The organism is Coprococcus sp. AF19-8AC, from assembly GCF_003603115.1.
GTDB classification, from domain to species: domain Bacteria; phylum Bacillota; class Clostridia; order Lachnospirales; family Lachnospiraceae; genus Coprococcus; species Coprococcus aceti.
Genome location: NZ_QTMI01000001.1, coordinates 300,383 through 322,232 on the forward strand (window position 1 = coordinate 300,383; position 21,850 = coordinate 322,232).

18 protein-coding genes are annotated in these 21,850 nt (G+C 43.0%); all 18 read left to right on the forward strand.

Annotation, left to right across the window (positions count from 1 at the left end; all coding sequences use genetic code 11):
- Positions 1-7: 7 nt before the first annotated feature.
- Positions 8-772: a hypothetical protein gene (locus DWX57_RS01425; protein WP_117874719.1), complete on the forward strand. Its 765-nt coding sequence runs from the start codon at positions 8-10 to the stop codon at positions 770-772.
- A gap of 31 nt (positions 773-803) precedes the next feature.
- On the forward strand, positions 804-2,126 hold the full coding sequence (locus DWX57_RS01430; protein ID WP_055223930.1) for a prepilin-type N-terminal cleavage/methylation domain-containing protein: 1,323 nt from the start codon (positions 804-806) through the stop codon (positions 2,124-2,126).
- A gap of 3 nt (positions 2,127-2,129) precedes the next feature.
- Positions 2,130-4,946, forward strand: coding sequence for a hypothetical protein (locus tag DWX57_RS01435; protein WP_120122909.1), 2,817 nt, complete (start codon positions 2,130-2,132; stop codon positions 4,944-4,946).
- A 12-nt stretch (positions 4,947-4,958) separates the two neighbouring features.
- Complete coding sequence (locus tag DWX57_RS01440; RefSeq protein ID WP_117548745.1) at positions 4,959-5,480, forward strand: prepilin-type N-terminal cleavage/methylation domain-containing protein; 522 nt, start codon at positions 4,959-4,961, stop codon at positions 5,478-5,480.
- A 12-nt stretch (positions 5,481-5,492) separates the two neighbouring features.
- Positions 5,493-6,365 (forward strand): prepilin-type N-terminal cleavage/methylation domain-containing protein, encoded by an 873-nt coding sequence (locus DWX57_RS01445; protein WP_118649239.1) that lies wholly within the window; start codon positions 5,493-5,495, stop codon positions 6,363-6,365.
- A 17-nt stretch (positions 6,366-6,382) separates the two neighbouring features.
- Positions 6,383-12,676, forward strand: a complete 6,294-nt coding sequence (locus DWX57_RS01450) for a DUF5057 domain-containing protein (protein ID WP_120122910.1) — start codon at positions 6,383-6,385, stop codon at positions 12,674-12,676.
- Positions 12,677-12,795: 119 nt separating this feature from the next.
- Complete coding sequence (locus DWX57_RS01455; RefSeq protein WP_119999219.1) at positions 12,796-14,181, forward strand: shikimate kinase; 1,386 nt, start codon at positions 12,796-12,798, stop codon at positions 14,179-14,181.
- Complete coding sequence (locus DWX57_RS01460) at positions 14,181-15,272, forward strand: M24 family metallopeptidase (RefSeq protein ID WP_120122911.1); 1,092 nt, start codon at positions 14,181-14,183, stop codon at positions 15,270-15,272. Before DWX57_RS01455 ends, DWX57_RS01460 begins: the two co-directional genes overlap by 1 nt.
- 251 nt (positions 15,273-15,523) lie before the next feature.
- On the forward strand, positions 15,524-16,081 hold the full coding sequence (gene efp / locus DWX57_RS01465) for an elongation factor P (protein ID WP_055144922.1): 558 nt from the start codon (positions 15,524-15,526) through the stop codon (positions 16,079-16,081).
- 195 nt (positions 16,082-16,276) lie between these two features.
- Complete coding sequence (gene spoIIIAA / locus DWX57_RS01470) at positions 16,277-17,209, forward strand: stage III sporulation protein AA (RefSeq protein WP_117548748.1); 933 nt, start codon at positions 16,277-16,279, stop codon at positions 17,207-17,209.
- Between the two features lie 14 nt (positions 17,210-17,223).
- Positions 17,224-17,742, forward strand: a complete 519-nt coding sequence (locus tag DWX57_RS01475) for a stage III sporulation protein AB (protein WP_055272703.1) — start codon at positions 17,224-17,226, stop codon at positions 17,740-17,742.
- Between the two features lie 17 nt (positions 17,743-17,759).
- On the forward strand, positions 17,760-17,960 hold the full coding sequence (gene spoIIIAC / locus DWX57_RS01480; RefSeq protein WP_015533564.1) for a stage III sporulation protein AC: 201 nt from the start codon (positions 17,760-17,762) through the stop codon (positions 17,958-17,960).
- 25 nt (positions 17,961-17,985) lie between these two features.
- Complete coding sequence (gene spoIIIAD / locus DWX57_RS01485; RefSeq protein ID WP_022216698.1) at positions 17,986-18,375, forward strand: stage III sporulation protein AD; 390 nt, start codon at positions 17,986-17,988, stop codon at positions 18,373-18,375.
- On the forward strand, positions 18,365-19,573 hold the full coding sequence (locus tag DWX57_RS01490) for a stage III sporulation protein AE (RefSeq protein ID WP_133300863.1): 1,209 nt from the start codon (positions 18,365-18,367) through the stop codon (positions 19,571-19,573). The genes spoIIIAD and DWX57_RS01490 overlap by 11 nt, the downstream gene beginning before the upstream one ends.
- A gap of 18 nt (positions 19,574-19,591) precedes the next feature.
- Positions 19,592-20,065, forward strand: coding sequence for a stage III sporulation protein AF (locus tag DWX57_RS01495; RefSeq protein ID WP_165852743.1), 474 nt, complete (start codon positions 19,592-19,594; stop codon positions 20,063-20,065).
- Entirely contained in the window at positions 20,065-20,673 is a 609-nt protein-coding gene (locus DWX57_RS01500) for a hypothetical protein (protein WP_120122914.1), read from the forward strand. Before DWX57_RS01495 ends, DWX57_RS01500 begins: the two co-directional genes overlap by 1 nt.
- A 12-nt stretch (positions 20,674-20,685) precedes the next feature.
- Positions 20,686-21,318 (forward strand): SpoIIIAH-like family protein, encoded by a 633-nt coding sequence (locus DWX57_RS01505; RefSeq protein WP_015533561.1) that lies wholly within the window; start codon positions 20,686-20,688, stop codon positions 21,316-21,318.
- Positions 21,319-21,418: 100 nt separating this feature from the next.
- On the forward strand, positions 21,419-21,838 hold the full coding sequence (locus DWX57_RS01510) for an Asp23/Gls24 family envelope stress response protein (protein WP_015533560.1): 420 nt from the start codon (positions 21,419-21,421) through the stop codon (positions 21,836-21,838).
- The last annotated feature ends 12 nt before the right edge of the window (positions 21,839-21,850 follow it).

Here is a 21,850-nt window from a genome sequence, read left to right on the forward strand (position 1 = left end):
AACTATCATGGATTCAATCACAAAGGGACAGAGAAATCTATTATTATTCTTATTGGGAATTGCTATCTTAGTGCTTCCTATAAGATTTCTTGCCATGGGCAATTTCGATGACAAGAAGAGTATTGAGAGTCAGTACAACGAGAGACAGACATATTACAACAGCCTGCTTGAGAAGGATGCGAACAGACAGCAGTACATAGCTGACACTGAGAAGTACAAGGCAGACTATGAGGCTGTTCTTGCAGAATTTCCATCAGAGCTGTATCAGGATAACACGATCATGTATTTACAGGGTGTAAAGGATAAGTATAAGTTCAACTTTCCTAGTGTAACAATGGGTGAGGAGACACTTTTCTATACACTTGGCGCAGGCGCTGTGGGCGACGTTACCGTTGCTGATAATTCAAGTGCTTCAACAGATGCAGCAGCATCTGACGTGACTATAGATGAGTCAGCAGCTACAGCATCAGGTTACAACTGCTATTCAGCATCATTCCCTGTCACATACGAGGGAGACTACAAGGATATCAAGGATGTCATCGACTACATCAAGAATGGTGATTACAGAATGACTCTTGACGATGTCACTATAGCATTCAACGAACAGACAGGAAAGTATGAGGGAGATATGACTATAACCTCATATGCAGTAAACGGTGATGACAGAACTACAGATCACGCAGATGTGAATGTACAGACAGGTACAAACAACATCTTTGGAAACCCAACAGTAAAGTCTACTACGACTACGACCACAACAACAGCCCAGTAGATGCATACACTTAAATGGAGTGAACAAATAAATGGTTAAATCAAACAATAAAGGATTTAGTTTAGTAGAGATTATAATCGCTGCTGCCATATTTGCCATTCTGATCTATCCGATAACCAATGCATTGATCACAGCCACGAAGACGGGTACTACATCGACGAAGAAGCAGTATGCAGTCGAGAAGGCTGAGGAGATCATGGAGATCTTTAAGACCGCTGATCTGTCAGGAAATGTGAATATTCCTGATGGCAATGGAACAAAGACATATTCCTTTACAAAGGGAACACCATCGGGAAAGTCTATTACATTGCCGAATTCTAAAACGGCGGAATATTCGGACACAACCTATACCTGCAACGATGTATCCATAGGAAAATCTTATGAGACCTACACCTGTCAGGTGGATGTGAATGATGCGGCATATCAGGTCCTTAAGAATGGATATGTGCTTGCAGGTCTTGATGGTGGTGCGACATTCAAAAGCGATGAAAGTGGCGCCATACAGACTAATGCTACGGAATCGGGAACTATCAGAAATCTGGACAGCAAACAGTCGGCTATCATTATAGGTGCCACCTATAATGTAGCCGCAACAGGCAGCAATCTTGATAATCTCGCATATCAGTATTTCCTGGATGCGAAGCTTGACGTGCTGAGAAAGTATGATGTGCAGTACAACCATTATCTTTCCGGTGGTGGAACATTCGATGAGGATCATTTCCAGAAGAATACCAAGATCAAGATATCAAAGCTGGGATCCACATATACAGTTGAGTGTTATGTGGAATACACAGATTATACAACGGTCTCAGTTATCAGATCACAGTATGAGAGCTCAGGCAAAAATGTATACAAGCCTACCACCTTATATGGTGATGGAATAGTATACAAGCAGGAGTTTACGAATGGTCTGCCACCTGTGTATCTTCTCTATGTTCCGGCGATATACAATGGTTCATACTGTACGACAGATACCATAACGGTGGATAATTCAGGAATATCTGAGAAGGCGGATGTGTATGTATTCGAGACGACAGCAGAGCTCAGCGATACATACAAGAAGATCATACGTGAGCAGTTCAATGTGGCGAACGTTGATGATCTTACATATACGAATGCAGGAAAGAACACCAAGATGTCAGATGTCAAGGTGAGACTTAAGCTGGCAGCGGGAGCAAAGTCGTCAGATCTTAATGTATATGCCAACTTTGACTTTGACAATGTTAATTCTGACTATCCTGTAGCTCGTTTGACAGAGGATCAGAGTGACAGTGTATATATGTACGATATAACAGTTACTTTGACAGATAGTAAAGGAAACAAGACGACGGTTACTGGAACAAGGGGGAAGTAACAGATGATTGAGAGATTAAAGCGAAAGCTTAGGCATAACGATGATCACGGTTCAAGTTTCGTCCTTGTAATAGTCGCAACCACATTTATGTGCATTCTTGCTTCAGCGATACTTATGGGAGCTATGATGACATACAAGCTCAAGTTTTATAAGCTGAATTCCCTGAATAACTTTTATGAGGTAGAAACTGCACTTGATGAGATGTATGCGGGGGTAGGCGCAGCGACCAATGAGCACCTTTATTCAGCGTATACAACTACGGCTGAATTGGTTGTTGTGTATGATACTAAGGCTCAGGCGTATACTACCCTTGACAATAAATCGGCAAATGAGCTTTTCAAAAAGCTTTTCATGACAGGCTTTGTTGCAGATACAAACTATAAGAGCCTTAAGAACGTGACAGATACACTTCAGTCTTTCATATCTAATGAGTATGATGCAGTGGACAATCCGGATGGTGTCAGACTTGATACATCGAACATGAAGCTTATATATACTGATGTTAATAACAAGACAACAACTCAGTATTATAAGAATAATGGAGGAATTAAGACGGAGAAGCAGTCGGGTTACGAAAATGACAAGGTTCAGTCTGTCACATTCAAGAATGTGTGTGTTAAGAGAAGTGTGAATCTGCAGGGATCAACAGCAGGAACCTATGAGCAGTCTATCACTACGGACATTGTTCTCACGGAGCCTGAGTACAATGTTTCATTTGATACAAGCAGTGTATCAAACAATACATTGTATGAGTATGCGATACTTGCAGATATGGGTGTTGAAGTTGGCGAGGACAATGATAATAAGACAACAGATGCGCAGGTAAAGGGTAATATCTACGCAGCAAGCGATTATTACAATAAGGATTATAACGATGTAGCCGAGACAAAGGTTACGAACAAATATGAGAGTAAGCCTAGTACAATGTGGGGAACAAAGGACAGCAGTGCTTATTCCGGAATATTTGTAAATGGAAAAAATACATCACTTACACTCAACTCTGATGTTGTTGTGTGTTCAGGTTCTCTTGCAGCATACAATGGAGCAGAGATAAACCTTTCAGGTCGTACACAGACTCTTTCAGAGCTTTGGGCAGACAATATTGTCATAGGTGGAAAGGATGGCGGTTCTCTTAAGGCTTCTGCTGATGCATATATCTTTGATGATACAGAGCTTAACGCAGAGAAGGCGAGCCTGAAGTTTACTCAGGGAAGTTATTTTGGATATAGCTACAATGCTCAGGATACAAGAAGCCTGAATTATCTTAGACAGAAGGGATACCTGGCAACCGGATATAAGCTGAGATCACACTTCAGTGACAGTGCGATCATAGTAAATGGTAAGAATTCAACACTTGATCTTCAGGAACTTAATTCACTGTATATAGCAGGTAAGTCATACATTGAGTTCTCTAAGATTGCAGCGTCCAGTGTTCCTGAGGATGACGAGAATATAACAGTTGATGAGAATGCAGATTATGCATTCACCACACTGGAGGATTATTCCACAGGACAGTCTCTTGATGTGAAGACAAACCAGCTTATGTTCCTTACCCAGTGGTCTGTAGTGAACAACACTGAGAAGGTTGACCCTGACACAGGAATCACTACAGTTACACTTCAGTTCCCAAAGACATTTGAGGCAGATGCGAACATACTTGATCTGTATGATGATTTCCTCAATGATCTTGCTACAGAGGGAGATAAGGGTGTAACAGCAATTAAGCAGACTGTTTCAGGACATGATTATTATTATCTGTATATTGAGGATGGAAAGGATTCATCCAATGTAAGCAATGCTGAGAAGTTTGCTGAGAAATATTACAAGCTTCTTCAGGATTACGGTGATGAGATAAGCAGTAAACTCTATAATGTACAGAAATATGAGCAGTTCCAGGTTAAGCTGGTTCTTCCGGCAGAGGGCAAGATAAATGCAAGCGGTGCTGTCACAGATCAGAATAACGATGATTCGCTGTTCCTGAGAGCATCCACAACTACCACAATGGATGTGGCTACAGCGCTTGATAATGTTTCAACAGGCAAGGTGTTTACTAACATCCTTGGTAACAAGGGTTCAGACAACAATAAAAAGGTATTTAATGACCTCAAGGCGGATGCTGCAGAGCTTTCAGGAAGTTCAGTTGCAAATGATGAAGAGACTACAAGTAATTTCCTCTCATATATGTATATAAATATGAAGGATCATCTGTCAGTTCTCAACAAGAAGGATGAGGCAACTAAGCCTGATGTAAATGCGTGGGAGATTGCAGGCTATAGCAAGTCAGCAAGTGGATATACAAGTACATATAATAAGGATAAAGATGAATATTCATATGATTACAGTATCACTCCTTTAAATCACTATGTTGATTTTGCTTATGTATTTAGCAGGAACCTTTCAATTGAGAATACAATTGGAAATGCAACAGATAATGAGGCTAAAACCATAGTTATCAATTCTGGTGATGTTAAGCTCCAGCCAAACAATGGTGATGGATCATTCCAGGGAATTATAATTGCCGGTGGTAATGTAAGATTTGATGAGAATGTTAAGAGCTTCAGAGGTATGATAATCACTGGATCAAAGCTTATAATTGACCATAATATGTCAATATCAGCAGACGCTGCATTTGTTGCAAATCTTCTTGAACAGTGTTCAGAGAGCACAGACGAAAAGCTCAATACGCTTACAACAAAGGTGCTGAAGAACTATACATCATCCAAGAGCGAAGGTAACACAGAGGTAACAGGAGCATCAATATCAGACATCTCATATGAAGATATTCTTGTATTCCAGAACTGGAAGAAGAATGTTGAATAGGGGGTGTAGCTGATGAAGAATTGTATAAAATCAAATAATGGATACACGCTTATAGAGATGATAATTGTTATTGCTATAATTGCAGTAATGTCAGGCGTGGGCTTTCTCACTATATCATCAATAAGAGCGTCTCAGGCAACTGCTTCACTGCAGAAGTTTGACAGTGAATTGTCGGCGCTTGAGATGAGAACTAGGACGCAAAAAAGTGGAGAGGCGGTAAGGATAGTCCAGAATGGTGCTAATTACGATATTTTCTATGGTATATGCGCTGATGGAAGGGCGGAGTCATTTACTGCTAATTCATCTGCACCTGACAAGGTGCTGGAGAGAGTTACGATATATTATGCTGACGATTACGATGCAGATTCAGTGACTACTCCTCTTTCAGAGCAGGTTATTATTATCAGGAAATCTGACAGTCAGGTGCTGACTGGATATGGAGAGTATCGTTTCTGCAAGTATAACAGCAACAATACTGTTGGAAGGGTCAACCTGAACCAGTATACAGGCGGTCATACATATGGAAAGAATTAGGGGGTGTGAAGAATGATATGTAGAAATAAAGACAAGGGCTTCACATTCATAGAGCTTATACTGTATATGGCAATCTTGGGAATATTCATGGTTGCTGTCATGTCCCTTATATCTACAACTGTTGCGTCACATAAGAAGCAGTCGTCCAGACAGAAGCTTCAGTCTCAGGCGACTGAGACATATGATGCGATAGCAGACATACTGATGGGGGCAAGTGATATCAAGATTGAAGGAACTGCTTACGTACAGACTGGAACATCATTCACTCAGGTTACAGGAAGCTTTATTGTTCCTGAGGATACGTATGTGAAATCCGCAGGATCGGGAAGCACACTCCGTAAGCAGGGAGGCGTTGCTGATGTAATCCAGGATATAGTGTCAGATAGCGGTGTGATAAAGAAAAAAAGCAATAGCTATGATATAGCGGATGTTAAGCCTTTTGGCGGCGCTGGTGCTTCAGAGGATGTGCACACATTTATAGATGCTGATTATCTGTGGGTTCAGTATTCATCTGAGCTAGATAAGACTGCATTCTGTACGATTACCTACAGCAAGACAGACAAGAAATTGTATGTTTTCAGACAGGAGATGAGTGATGAAACGCTTAATCAGGCAAAGCAGGATCTCAAGAGCAGCGATTCAGCAAAGGTAAATCAGGCACAGGCGGTGCTTTCATCGTGTACAAAGTATGTGGATGCAAGCTCCAAGAAAGGTACAGTGCTTGCTAACAACGTGAAAAGCTTTCAGCTTCAGGTCAATCCTGCAGACAATAGTGTTGCAGTGATTATTGGATTTGAAGACACAAAAACAAAAGAGACATATAAAGTAACAAGTGTAGTTGGACTCAGAAATTCATTCGTGCTCAAGAAGCATGAGTGGGATTAATAGAGGAGGAAAATACAGTGTTTAAGAATAAAAAAATAGTCTTATCATCTATAGCTATTATATTCGCACTTGTAGTCAGCTCTATATTTGTGAATTATACACTGGCTAACTCCGATTCTCAGGCTTCCCTGAGTGATGCGAACGGCAGCGGAAGCAAATCTACAAGTCTGACAGGATTGTCCAATATCGATCTGGCAGTCAAGAACTCCAACGATGCTGGCAAGAAACAGACAGGAGAGGACAAATTCAGAATCGTCCAGATAGTACCTGATTCATATAGTGGTAATGCAGATATGGATGAGAAGCTGAAGGAAACCGTCACTGATAGCAAGTTTTCAGGTGATGCGAAGAAGCTGACAGGATACGATTCAACAACATATCTCTGGAGATATGTGTATGCAGGTGAGTATTTTAGACTTGCAGTGTTCAATGGATATAAGACGATAAGCGATAACATGGCTGCCGGTGCGGTGACTCTTACAACTTGTACAGTCAGCGAGCTGAACAGCATGGATACAACAGCCCAGGGAATCCTCAATCAGGCGGATTTCATATATATTTGGGCGAATGGTGCCAGCGATTATGCCAGCAAAGCAAATGATATAAGCGAGGATCTGTATAACTGGCTGGATGCGTATGCTACAGCAAACTCACATCCTATAGCATTGTGTACAGGAACTTTGTGTACATCAGAGCCAGAGCTTATAACAGGAAATAATGATGATTACAGAATGGGTGCACTTGCATACAAGCTGATCACTAAGGGTGCTGTGGCAAGATATGATAATGTCCTTGTTACAGAGCCGGATTTCTTTAAGACACTTTATCAGGAGGCAGATGATAACAAGACGACTCCTGATATAAACAAGACAACAAAGACGATCTCTGACTTTATTCTTCAGGCAGAGAGAAAAGCCAGCGAGGGTGGTAGCGATTACCTTAACTATGGAACATACTATAAGTGGTATGAGGGTGTATCAATACTTGATTTCCTTGATGGTAACATACCGGATAATATCAAGGATTCTACATATGATAAGGCTGGTTCAAGATCAGGTCTTACAGGAGACAGAAAGTCGTGGAACTTTGATAATGCCAAGATACTTGTGATTTCAGAGGACGGAGCCGGCAGTGCAATGTTCAGTGAAATCACAGAGAAGAATAGCAGTGCTACACGTGGAGACATGGCTTCTGCTGATTACACATTCAATGCGAAGACAAATACATGGGAATCTGTACAGAAGGCTCCAAACAGCGATCTGACAGGACATATGTATGCGAATGGTACTTCAAGCAGTGGTACAGGTCTTTCAAGATATGTGCCAAGTGGTGCTGATGTTTACCTTATTGACAGTGCCGATCTTGTAGAGGCGATGACCAATGGCGGTAAGGCATTTAAGAATGTCAACTTTGCAACATCATACTATAAGGATGTCAAGACAAAGTCAGTTTCCGGTACAGTGAGATGTACTGATGATGCAGGTGATGCAGTGGATCCAGCAGCAGATATGTATGCATATCTTGTAGTAGAAAATGGAACACAGCTTAATCTGGCAGGAACATCAGTAGATATTCTTATGAAGGCTCCTCTTGAGATGAAAGAGGTTCCGAAACTTGACGAGAATGGTCAGGAGATAAAGGATGCTGATGGCAACACAGTTATGGAGACTGTATACACATACAGCTTTGACAGACTCAGCCCTGAATATAGCTACAAGGTTGTAGTTGGAGGAGATGTCAGTGATGACCAGTTCTCTTATGATGATCTTGTGGTTGGAGTAGCTGATAATTCCGGTCTTGTTGACGGAAGTGATACTGATTATCAGTATGATTTCAATATTAAGACAGTTGACGAGGACAATGTATCAGGATATACATACAGAATAGACGCAGCAGGAACAACAGATGAGAATGTAATAGTTACATATAAGGATTTCCAGGAGAATATTGGTAATGCAGATCTCAATTATGAGTATAAGAGTGATCTTGTATATACTAATCTGGATTTCTCAGATGCGGCAAAGGTAGTTTCGTATGTTACTGGTCTGCATGACAAATATCTCGAAACCCAGGCAGTATTCATGAATGGTACTTATGATAAGCTTGATCTCTCAGAGTATGACTTTGTATTTATTGACAAGGGTACATATAACAAGGAGATAGGCACAGCGGTATTCAAGGATCTGTGCAGTGCAGTCGAGAGTGGACAGTATTTTATAGTTTCTTCTAAGGCCGGTGACGGAAAGGGCTCAGGAGATGGCAGTGGCGATGATTCAGATCCAACCATTCCGGTAGTTGATTCACCATCGGCAAAGGCAGTGGCTGATGTTATCAATGCCAGTGTGTATCGCGATGGCTCTGATAACAAGTTCAAGGTACTTGAGATTCAGCCGGATTATCCGATTGATCTTGAGGTGGCAGCACTTCAGGATACTGTAAGTACAGCTTATACAACAAGAAGTGATGGAACAACTAAAATAACAGGAAACTATTATACAGTTCCATCTGATGTAGTAAGTGGTAAGTCCAAGCAGGAGCTGGCAGCCAGAACAGAGTATTATGATTTTGATCTTACCAAGGCGAAGATAGCGTACGCTATCGATGGTATATCCATTGGAGATATTCAGCTCACTCAGGTTTCGACCGAGCAGCTCATTGGTATGAAGGAAGATATAGCAGCGACATACGATCTGGTATATATCGGTGGCGATATAAGTGCTATGGATAGAAATCCAGCGGAGATGTACAAAGGACAGAATGATATCGGTAATGCTACGTCGGGTTACACATATCAGATATTCCCAACATTCATCATGTATTACCACACAGGTACACTCAGTCAGTTGATGAATGCATCTACATATAGCCCAGATACAGCACCTATATCAGGATCAACAAATATGCTTGCATCACCAAAGGTTGGTGACAAGTATTACACAACAACATATCTTGCAGAGAATGGTAACGACCTGACAAATACAAAGTATCAGGAGCTTCTCACATACATGGCATCAGGCAGACCGATGATCATAAGTGATGAGCTTACCAGCGTATATGAGAATATGCAGGGTACAAATGCAAATGGTGATAAGCTTTCACAGGCTGAGCTCCTTCAGGGATATTGGTATAAAGATGGAAAGCTTGAGAGAAAGAATTATTATCTCGATCCATCATCAAGAATGTATCAGTTGGTAGATACTCTCTATGCAAGACATACAGGAGCAAATGGATCAAATATTCTGTGGGGATTCGATAAGGATGCAACACAGTATATAAGTGATAAGGATGGAATATACGGTAACAGTTTATGGACAAAGCGTGTTCAGTCACTTGCTGGAGGTAAGTTCAAGGAAACTGATTATATGGACTCAGACGTACAGGATCAGTCATGGTATAAGCGTCCGGGAACAGATACTGTATATTATAATTACAAGGTAGTCTATGATGATGCAACTTCAGCATCTCTTAACAGACTGGTGACAGGAAGTGCACATAGAACAAGACTTACTATCACTACAAAACCAGTTACATATCAGCAGGGAATACAGCAGACTTATATCAAGTCCAACAGATTACAGTTTACATTCCAGGTTGATGGTGACAAGTCAGTATATAACTACAAGTTGTTTGTAGATGTTGATAAGAATACAAAGTTCGAGAAGGGCGGCGGTGATTATTGTCTTGGGGATAAGATCACAAACGGTCAGGAGAAATCACTGACAGTAGCGCTTGACTCTGAGTTCTTTGGATCAGCAGCATGGTATCTTGAGATAACAGATGAGGAGGGCAATATAGTTGCTTCTTCTACAGGTCTCAGCAAGATAGTAAACAATAACGTATCAAAGAGTGAGATAAATGTTCTTCAGGTTCAGACAATGGCAGAGGGACAGACGGCAACCTCATGGGGAGCAACTGATACACTTTACTTTGATATTGAGTCACAGACAGCTCACAAGATTGCAAAGTACAATGTATTTGCAAACATGGCAGAGCTTGATAACGCTTCAACTACTCAGTATGCAGTTCTTGGAAGACATGAAAACAGATTCGGCGTATATGAGTTTGATACAAACACAGATGCGGATGATTATTATTCGAATCTTGCAGATGAGCTTTCAGAGGATTATGACATAAATCTTGATCTTGTGGTTGCTTCAAGTGATAGAGCTTCATTCAAGACAGGAGATGGAGTAGATGCTCAGTATGATTGCCTTGATACTATGGTAGAAGAGGCTGAGAAGCTTGCCAAGGGTGAGAAGGTTGATGGACATAGTCAGGAAGAGTACGAGAGCCTTGCCGCTGTTGCACTTACAGAATATTCAGCAGCGTCAGCAAAGGTTGCAACGCCAAAGAAGATTCTTGATAACTATCTCAAGAATGCAATAGACTATATTGATGGTAAATATACAGGAACTACAAATTACAGTACATTTATCAATAATTTCAGGACAAGCAATGCAGAGACAAAGAAAGTCCTTCAGTATATGCAGGATACAGGCGATTATTATCTGATATTCTGGCCAAAGTACAACACAATGAATCACTGTGAGGGTGACTTCAAAGCAGGAAAGATGTCAGATGATTTCGGAGCTGATTTTGCTAAGTATTATTCAGATTATGTGACAGCAAAGAACGCAGAACTTGAGGCAAAGGATAAGTACAATACTTACCTCAGACGTTCATATGGTAAGAGCTTTATGAAGAACATGTACTCAATACTTGTTCTTGGACCATCGGATTCATTTGGTGGATTTAAGGTTGACTTCAAGAAGGAAACATGTCAGTACATACTTGACTATGTATCAGCAGGAGGAGATTTATTCTTCTTCCATGATTCAATGTCACCATATGCAAATGCAGGTGCAGTTAACCTTACAAAGTCACTTTTATCAGTAGTAGGAATGAACAGATTCCATGTTGATATAACAGACAATGTTGTTAAGTATGACAATCCACTTAAGCTTGGTAAGTATAACGTTAAGAGTGTTTCTTACAGCAAGGCTTCTGTTAATACAAGTACACTGGAAGTTACATACACAGCAGATGGAACAGTTGATGATGTGACATATACATCACCGGATAGCAGCTTGTATTACCTGACACCATATGCAAATAATCCTACTGCAGGCGAAGGATTACTGAACAGTATGAATTCTAACATTATGGATGTATTTGTTGAGAAGAACGCATACTGGCAGCCATATCTTGGAAAAGATAAGAAGGTATATGTAAGTGCACTTGCAATGACAGCACTTTACTACAATGGTAATATGGCTGGTGCAACAACTACACTTCCATATGTATATGCACAGGAGTCATATAAGGCAGCAACAGCCTGGTCACAGGCTTCAAACCAGGATCAGTCAGCTTGTGCTGAGACAGTTAAGGCTACACAGCTTAACTCAGGTCTTGTAACATTGTATCCATACAACATAAGTTCATCACTGAACATATCGGGTACACATCAGCAGGCATTTGCACTTGATCTTGAGAGTGACAACATAACAGTATGGTATACTCTTGCAGGTTCAAATAACTCATCGAACAGTAAGATGCGTTCATCAAAGTATGCAGCGGATCCTGGAGATGCAATGGAGGCTTACTTCATCTACACTACAGCTTATGGCAGTGGTGCGATCACATATTGTGGTGCCGGACATTCATCAGTTACAGGTAGACGTACAAGAAACAATGATGAGAGAAAGCTGTTCATCAACGTTATTGTAAACAGTGCATCAGCAGTACCAGAGATGCCAACTATCAAGTGTTACGATCCAAAGCAGACATGGGCTGCAGAGGATGAGCTTCCAAAGGATGCAGAGGCACTTGCTTCATCAGGAAAGACTGTATATGTAAGTGAGGTTGACTCAAAGACAGATGATCCTGAGTTTGATTATAAGATTGGAATTCCGGAGAAGACAAAGGTAACAAAGGTTAACATTTACTATGATCTGGATTACGATGATTCCGATTACTCAATCAGACCAAGCTATACAGAGAATACTGATAAGATGATTAAGTCATACGATAAGATTGGTACAGCCAAGTTAACATCAATTGCAGGCGATATAAAGGATATTGTGAGAAATGGCAATGGTACAGCCCTTACACCTGATGATTCGTGTTATGCACCATATGGTGGAAATTACACATACATCGTTGTGGAGGTATATTACCAGGGCAAGACAGTTCCTGTATATACAATGATCAAGGTTAAGGCCGCAGATCCATTGTTCGACCTGACAGACAATACTATAGACGTTCCGGCACTTGGAGATTTCATTGCCGAGAAGAAGAATGTATTTGCATAATGCGTATATAGTATAAATAATAGCAATAAATATAGAAACCGGGGTGGTTATATACTCCGGTTTCTTTTTGTGTTATACTGACTCTGTTCAAAATAAGAGACTGAAGGATGGAGATACATATGGAGATAAATGGAAAGACAAGATTATTAGGTTTGCTTGGTGATCCGGTTCAGCACACCATGTCACCGCTTATACACAACACACTCAGCGATATATTGGAAATCAATGAAGTGTATGTGCCGTTCCACACCCATAAGGAGGGGCTGGCGGATGCTGTAAAGGGAGCGTTTGAACTGAATATATTGGGAATGAACGCCACTGTACCTCACAAGAATGAGATAATGGCTTCACTTGTGGATATAGATGAGGGGGCAGCGGCAATAGGTGCGATCAACACTCTTGTCAGGACTGCAAACGGTTATAAGGGATATAACACAGATATGATGGGGCTGTCCAGAGAACTGGAGTCCTACGGAGTGGAACTTGACGGTAAAAAGGTTATCATACTTGGCGCAGGCGGTGCAGCGAGAGCTGTGGCATATATGTGCATGAATAAGGGTGCGGATAAGGTATATATCCTTAACAGAACGATCGAGAAGGCACAGACGATAGCAGAGGACATGAATGGTCATTTTTGCAGAGAGACAATGACTGCCATGAGACTTGGTGATTATGGACAGTTACTGCAGGAAAATGTAGATAATAAGTTCGTGGTATTCCAGTCCACATCGATAGGTCTGGCACCGAAAAATGAGGCGGTAGTCATCGATGATCCACATTTTTACGACAGAGTCAGTGTGGGAATCGATCTCATATATAATCCGTTTGAGACAAAGTTTATGAAGCTTTGCAGACAGGCTGGAGCATTGGCGTACAATGGTTTGCGTATGCTCCTTTATCAGGGAATAATTGCATATGAGCTCTGGAATGATATATCTATATCAGAGGATGTTGCTGATATTGTGTACGACAGGTTGCTGCAGTCAATCAGAGAAAATGTGATCCTCATAGGATTTATGGGATGTGGTAAGACAACTGTCGGGGAAGCTCTTGCGAGAAAGCTGAACTTTGATCTGCTGGATGTGGATTCTTATATAGAGGACAAGGCTGGTTGCAGCATAAAGCAGATATTTGCCGACAAGGGGGAAGAGTATTTCAGACAGCTTGAGACAGATACTCTTAAGGAATTGAACAGCCGGCTGTCACATACGGTTATATCCACTGGAGGTGGACTTCCTATGAGACAGGCGAATGTGGATGAACTCAGGCGAATGGGAAGAATAATATATCTGGATGTTAAGCCTGAGGAGGTAGTCAGACGACTGGCGGGAGATACGACCAGACCTCTTCTGCAGGGAGAAAATGTAGATCAGAGAGTGAGGGAACTTATGGGACAGCGAGGACCGGTGTATGAAGCTGCCGCTGATATCATAGTTCCGGTTACAGGAATTGAAATAGATGAGATAGTACAGGAAATAAGTTCTTATATAGAAGGTGGGAGATGATGGTTATGGACACAGCAATTGCTTATGAAAAGGTCAGAAGGATAATAGATGAGATGAATCTTGATGCGATATTGATCACTGACAGGTACAACATGAGATATATAGCATCGTACCGCGGCGAGGGCATTATAGTTCTGGCAGGATCAGGTAAGACAGTCATAACGGATTCAAGATATACAGAGCAGGTTCAGCGCGAGTGTGAAGGATATGAATGTGCGGATATTGCTGGAAAAGGATATGTTGCGTGTATTTCATCTATTTTTGATGGACAGAGAAAAAATTCTGGGAATCTGAGAGTTGGATTTGAGAATCTTAGCATCAGCTATAGAGAGTATTCGGAATATTCGACAGGAATATCCGGTGTGGAATGGATAAGTCTTGATGGTAAGCTGGATTCCTTAAGAGAGATAAAGACAGATGAGGAGATCGAGAATATCCATACAGCGGAGTCGATAGGAGACAAGGCATTTTCACATATACTGGAATATCTCAGACCTGGCATTACAGAGAAGGATGTTGCGCTTGAACTGGAGTATCATATGAAGAAAAATGGTGCGGAAGGCTTGAGTTTTGACACCATAGCTGCATCTGGAATGAATTCATCCATGCCGCATGCTATTCCTACGGATAAGACTCTGAATAAGGGGGACTTCCTCACTATGGATTTTGGCTGTATATATGAGGGATATTGTTCAGATATGACCAGAACCGTAGCAATAGGAAAGGCATCTGATTCAATGAAATATGTGTATGATACGGTACTCAAGGCTCAGACGGAGTCTATGAACATGATAAAACCAGGAGTCAGATGTAACGATGTTGATGCTGTTGCTAGACGTATAATAGCCGATGCCGGATATGGAGATTGCTTTGGACATGGACTTGGACATTCGGTGGGATTGTTTATACACGAGAATCCGAGATTTTCACCTAAGTGTGATGACATATTGAAACCTGGCATGGTCATAACAGTTGAACCGGGAATCTATATTCCTGGACAGTTTGGTGTCAGGATAGAGGATCTGGTTGTTGTGACGGAGGATGGTTACAGGAATCTTACCGGATCAGATAAGAAGCTGATAGAGATTTAGTAGTGGCAGGCTATCACGATATAGAACTCAGGTATCATACCGCAGGTCTTATACCGGGAGCCATCATGAGTGCCGTGGGAGTATGTGCGTTTGTATTGCTGTGTATATACGACAGTAGAAAGCGCAGAAACGTAGACTTACCTGATAAAGGTTGATGGTATGGTAAAAAATAGTTGAAAATTTATTTCATATATTATAAAATGTGACAAGAAGTTTATATCTTTAAGGAGGATAAGATAGTTATGGCAGAGATGATCTCAGCAGGCGATTTTAGAAACGGCGTTACAATCGAATTCGAAGGAAATATTTATCAGATTATAGAGTTCCAGCACGTTAAGCCAGGAAAGGGTGCAGCTTTCGTTAGAACAAAGCTTAAGAACATCAAGAGTGGCGGTGTTGTAGAGAAGTCATTCCGTCCAACAGAGAAGTGTGAGAAGGCTCACATCGAGAGAAAGGACATGCAGTATCTGTACAATGACGGAGATCTTTATTACTTCATGGATCCAGAGACATATGATCAGATTCCTATCAGCTCAGCAGCTATAGGTGATTCACTTAAGTTCGTTAAGGAGAACGAGATGTGTAAGATCTGTTCACACAATGGCAACGTATTTGCTGTAGAGCCACCTCTCTTCGTTGAGCTTGTTATCACAGAGTGCGAGCCAGGTGTTAAGGGTGATACAGCTACAGGTGCAACAAAGCCATGTACAGTTGAGACAGGCGCACAGGTATCAGTACCTCTCTTCGTTAACGAGGGTGACACGATCAAGATCGATACACGTACTGGCGAGTATCTTTCAAGAGTATAATAATTGTTACCAGCATTAGGATATAACTACCTACGATAACATATAAGAAGAATAAGAGTCCCGGTGATTCAGGATATTTGAATCGCCGGGACTTTTTTGCGCTGTAAGCAACCAAAGGTTCTAACCTATCCACCCTCTGAATATACTTTTTATGTAGCTGTACAGACAGTGTTATATAGAAGAAGGACGATACATATGTGTGGAGAAGATATATTGCATCTGCTTCCCGTCAGGATCAGGTGCATGGTTGAGAAGCTGAGGCTTGATTATGGGAGACTGTGGGAGATACGTCTGAGGGTGAATAGTCCCTTTATACTTAGATACGAGGACTCGGAGATATATGTTGATTCCTGCGGATCAAGAACCTGTAATATGAAGGATGCGTACATAGTGACTGCCAGGGATGTGAACGACACTCTGGAATGTATCTGCAATCATTCCCTGTATGCCTATGAGGATGAGATACGTCAGGGCTTTATCACCGTGTGCGGTGGACACAGGGTAGGAGTTGCGGGCAAGATCATACTCGATGGAACAAGGATCAAATGCATCAGACACATATCATTTCTAAATATCAGGGTGGCACATGAGATCAAGGGATGCAGCGGTGATGTCCTGCCATACATATACGGTGATGGCAAGCTGATGAACACGCTCATAGTGTCCGCTCCGTGTCACGGCAAGACCACACTGCTCAGGGACATCATAAGAGTAGTGTCAGACGGAGGAATGACAGTTGGTGTGGTTGATGAGAGATCGGAGATAGCGGCGTGCTACAAGGGTGTTCCGCAGAATGATGTCGGAATGAGGACTGATGTTCTTGACTGCTGTCCAAAAGCTTCAGGAATGATGATGCTGGTTCGAACCATGGCGCCTGATCTCATAGCGGTCGATGAGATAGGAGGGCAGCAGGATGTCGATGCCATTTTCGGCGTGATAAACTGCGGCTGCCGTCTGCTTGCAACTGCACATGGCTATTCCATGGATGATGTGAGAGACAGGGCAGGGATAAGGCGTCTTGTGGAGAACAGGGTTTTTGAGAGGTATGTTGTGCTTGGAGGCGATAAGGCAGGACAGATCTCTGATATATTTGACGGCCAGGGCAACCGGCTGTGCTGGTACGATTAGATGGGAGGCAGGACATGGTTAAGGCGATAGGGGGATGTCTGATCGTATATGCCTCATTTATGGTGGGACATGCCATAGGGCAGTTGCATGGGCGCATGGTGAAGGAGATGGAGGAAATGCTGCTCTTCATACAACTGTTCAAGGGGCAGATCATGTATGCCGGATCGGAGCTCCCGGAGATACTTGCCGACAGTGCAAAGCGTCTTAAGGGAAATGTTGGTAAATGGGTGAACGGTCTGGCGGAGATGTCTGAGAAGAACAGGGATAGGCCATTTGCAGAATTGTGGACAGACTCACTGGCGATGCTGAGGCGGGACAGTGCCCTGAGCTTGGAGGTGCTGGCGGATGTGGACAGGCTTGGAAAGATAATGGGAGATATGGACGTTGAGGCACAGCTCTCAAGGATAAATCTTGTGGAAGATATAATTACGGACAGATACCAGCGGGAACGCGCCAGAAGTTCCGGGATAAAGAGGCTTGCCAATTCACTTGGGCTGCTTGGAGGCGTATTCATAGTTATATTGCTCATGTAGGTTAAGAGGGAGAGACGATGACGATCCAGATACTTCTAAAAATAGGTGCAGTGGGAATTCTGGTGGCACTGCTCAACCAGATACTAAAACATTCAGGCAAGGAGGAGCACGCCTATCTGCTCAATCTGGCGGGACTCATCATTGTGCTTTCCTGGGTTATCCCGTACATAAGTGACCTGTTCAACGAGATCATGGATATTGTAAATATAGGACAATAAATGAGAGTAGATGTGGGGGTAAATGATGAATCTCATGGCGGTTTCTCTGGCTGCGGTGATCGTGGTTCTGATAGCGGTGAAGATAAAAGAACTGGATTCTGGGTACGGGATCGTGTTGTCCATAGCCGGGTGTGTGATGCTCATGTATTTTGTTGTGAGCAGGTTCAGACTTATAGCTTCGTACATAGACAGGCTGACTGCGTACGTGTCGGTGAATATTTCATATATAGACGTGATCCTGAAAATGATAGGTATAGCGTATATATGCCGATTTTCATCAGATATCTGCAAAGATGCCGGCTGCAATGCCATGGCATCCCAGGTGGAGATGGCGGGAAAGATAACTCTTATTCTGCTTAGTATGCCCATACTCATGGGAGTTATAGATCTGGTGGTGACCATAGTTGAGGGGTAATTTGATAGTGGTGGTGCTGATGCTCTTTATGGGGGTGTCAGTGCCTGATGCGGCAAATGTGTGTAATGAGAGTAAAGTTAAATCATATGATACAGATATCAAATATTGTCCAGAATTTTATGCTGAGAATGAAAAGGAAAATACCACGGAAAGTGACTCTGATATTAACTCAGATATATTGGAGGACGACTCCGTCATCGGAAGCCTCAATGAGATCACAAAAGACAAATCCGACGTGACCTTCTACGACATATACGAGTCCCTAAAGAGTGGTGACGTGGATTCCACCATAGACATGGCACTAAAAGTGTTTTCCGACAGTGTCATATACGAGGTCAGGACAAGCAGGGGGCTGGCGCTGCAGATCATAGCGGTGATCGTGCTCGGAAGTACATTTGCCCAGCTTACGGGAAATATGGGCGAGTATGTATCCGCCCATGGTTTCATGGTTACATACATGGTGTTGTTATCGCTGCTGCTGGGGGATTTCGTCCTAGTGCAGTCCATCGTGCAGGACACCATAGGAGATGTCACGGAGTTTATGAAAGCGTTCTATCCCATGTATGCCTCGTCTGTGTTATATGTGAGCGGCCCGGAGAGTGCCGGATATTCACAGTCGGTCATAATCCTGGTGATATACATTTGCCAGAATGTGATAATAAGGTTCATACTCCCCCTCATCAAATGCGGCGGGCTCATAGCACTCATAAATAATCTTGGAAGCGAGGATTATTTCTCCCGGATGGCGGGGCTTATGAAGAGCCTGGCGGTGTGGGGAATGCGGACAATGTTTGCAGTGGTAACCGGGATAAATGTGGTCAAGAGCATGATAGCACCGTCCATGGACAGGCTTTCAAGAAATGGCATACTCAGGACATTGGGAAAAGGTGCAGGGATGTCCACGGTGAGCGCTGTCATCAGTGTGATGGTGAGCACAGGAGAGTTTATCAGGAATTGTATGGGGATGGCGTGCACTATCATGATAGTCATACTGGCCGCAGTGCCAATGATCAAGATAATCGTCATCATGTTCATATTAAGGTTCATCGCCGCGGTGGTGCAGCCGGTAGGAGACAAAAGATATGCCGAGGCAGCAGGCATCATGGCGGAGACAGTGGAGCTTATGCTGAGGGCGTGCGGAATAAGCGTGATGATGTTCATCATAAGCATAGCCCTGATGTCGGTGAGCATATCATAGAACGGATGGAGGATGCCCATGCTTGCTGAGTGGCTGAAAAATATAGTTGTGTGCAGTATACTTTTTTCTGTCGTGCTGTATATTGCCCCGGATCCGAAGATGCGCAGATATGTCCAGGCGGCTGTGGGATTTGTCATGATGATGGTCGTGATAAATCCTGTCATAGGCTGGCTTGGGTATGCGGACAGGATAGAGTTCAATACATACAGTGAATCGCTTGGAATGGACGTGGCCGAGGGCGATGATGAGATGTATGTCAGGGCCATGGAGGAGGTAGTGGAGCGGTTTATATCTGACAATTGTAATGCCGATGCGGTGGTGCGTATAGTCACCGGGGAGGAGCTTGGGATAGACAGCATGGAGATATACATACAGTCTGATAAAGTAGACACAGACGGACTGAGATCCGCAGTGTCAGAGGAATATGGTGTTGATGAGAACAGGATTACCATCAGGAGGGGCAATACAGATCATATGCAGGAGGGACTGTAGTGGAGGATTCTAAGAAAAAGGGAATATCGGGGATCATGAATATATTGAAGAGCAGCAACAACAGATTATACAAGTTGCTGCTCATTTTGCTGTCAGGGATTTGTCTGATGATAGTTGTGTGGCCGGCAAATAACAGCAAGACTGATAAAAATGACCTAAAGAGCGGATGGGCCGGACAGTCCGATGAGACAGACGCGGATGAGACCGGCGGAAATGACCGGAATACGTCAGGGGATACCACGGATTATGTGGAGTATATGGAGGAGAGACTCACATCAGTGCTTGAGCAGGTGGACGGAATATCAGATGTGAGAGTGATGATAACGGTCAAGGACAGCGGTGAGAACATAGCACTCAAGGACTCCGGAAGCAGTTCCAGTGAGAACGGCGACAGCAGCCAGAGAAGCGTGTCGGAGGAGACGGTCATGGTGAGTGAGGGCAGTGGGAGCTCGCCGTATGTGGTCAGGTACAGGGAGCCGGAGACTGAGGGTGTGGTTATCATTTGCAAGGGGGCGGAAAATGGCGATACAACGCTGAAGATAACGAATGCAGTGCAGGCATTATTTGACGTGCCGACGCATAAGATTGTGATATTAGAAGCAAATTAATGTGGAGGGACTATGAAGAAATTCAGTGGAAAGAACAGACTGGCGGTCATCGCACTTGCAGTTATGATAGGGGTGGCCGGTTACATGAGCTTTGCGGATGCAGGAAAGGACAAGAAGAAGGAAAAAACTGACAAAAAACAGGTGGAGGTGATCAACTATGAGGATCTCTCGTCCATGGCGGAAAATGAGAACTCACAGGCGGTGAAGGATGAGAATGGCCAGACCGAGGATGTGGAGCTAAATGGCCAGGAGGATGAGATCGGTGACGCTGTACTCACCAGTGCACAGGTGACAAGCAATATGGCCGCGGCAAAGTTGAACCGTGAGCAGAGCAGATCAAGGAGCAAGGAAGCTCTGATGGATGTGATAGGTGATGAGGCACTCAGCGATTCGGCAAAGAAGGAGGCGACAGATACATATGTAAAGCTGAACGATACCATAGAGAAGGAGACAGATGTCGAGACAGTTCTGGCGGCAAAGGGGTATAGCGATGCCATAGTGACGATAAGTGATGAGGCTGTTGACGTGTCGCTGAATGTGGAATCGCTGTCGGATACCGAGAGAGCACAGATAGAGGACATAGTTATCCGAAAAACAGGGTATGATATAAGCAGTGTTGCAATATCTGTCATGGGTGGCAAATAGACAGCGGAAGGATAAGCCGTGAATCGCATATACTTGCAAAATAGCTGCCTTCAGATTATAATAAGATTCAAATAACCCATACGAAACGGGAGGTATGACCATGAGTGATAAGTTGAATGATGATATCGTGATTGAAGGCAGCGCGGTTCAGGATAATTCTTACAATATAGAAGAGAGCAATTCTCTGGGCAAAGTCCAGATAGCGGATGACGTAGTGGCTATCATAGCAGGGCTTGCAGCCGGAGAGGTTGAAGGTGTATACAGACTTACAGGCAACCTTCCAAATGAGCTTGCCTCAAAGTTCGGAAAGAAGAACCCTGCAAAGGGCGTTAAGGTAGAGCTTCTTCCCGGCAAGGTAAAGGTTGATATTGCGATAGAGGTTCTGTACGAGTACAGCATACCATCAGTATCAGGCCAGGTTCAGGATAAGGTCAAGCAGGCTATAGAGACTATGACAGGACTGAGTGTTGAGGAAGTCAACATAAGGATAGCCGGTGTACGTGTTGGAGACGGCAGATAGGATACAGATAAA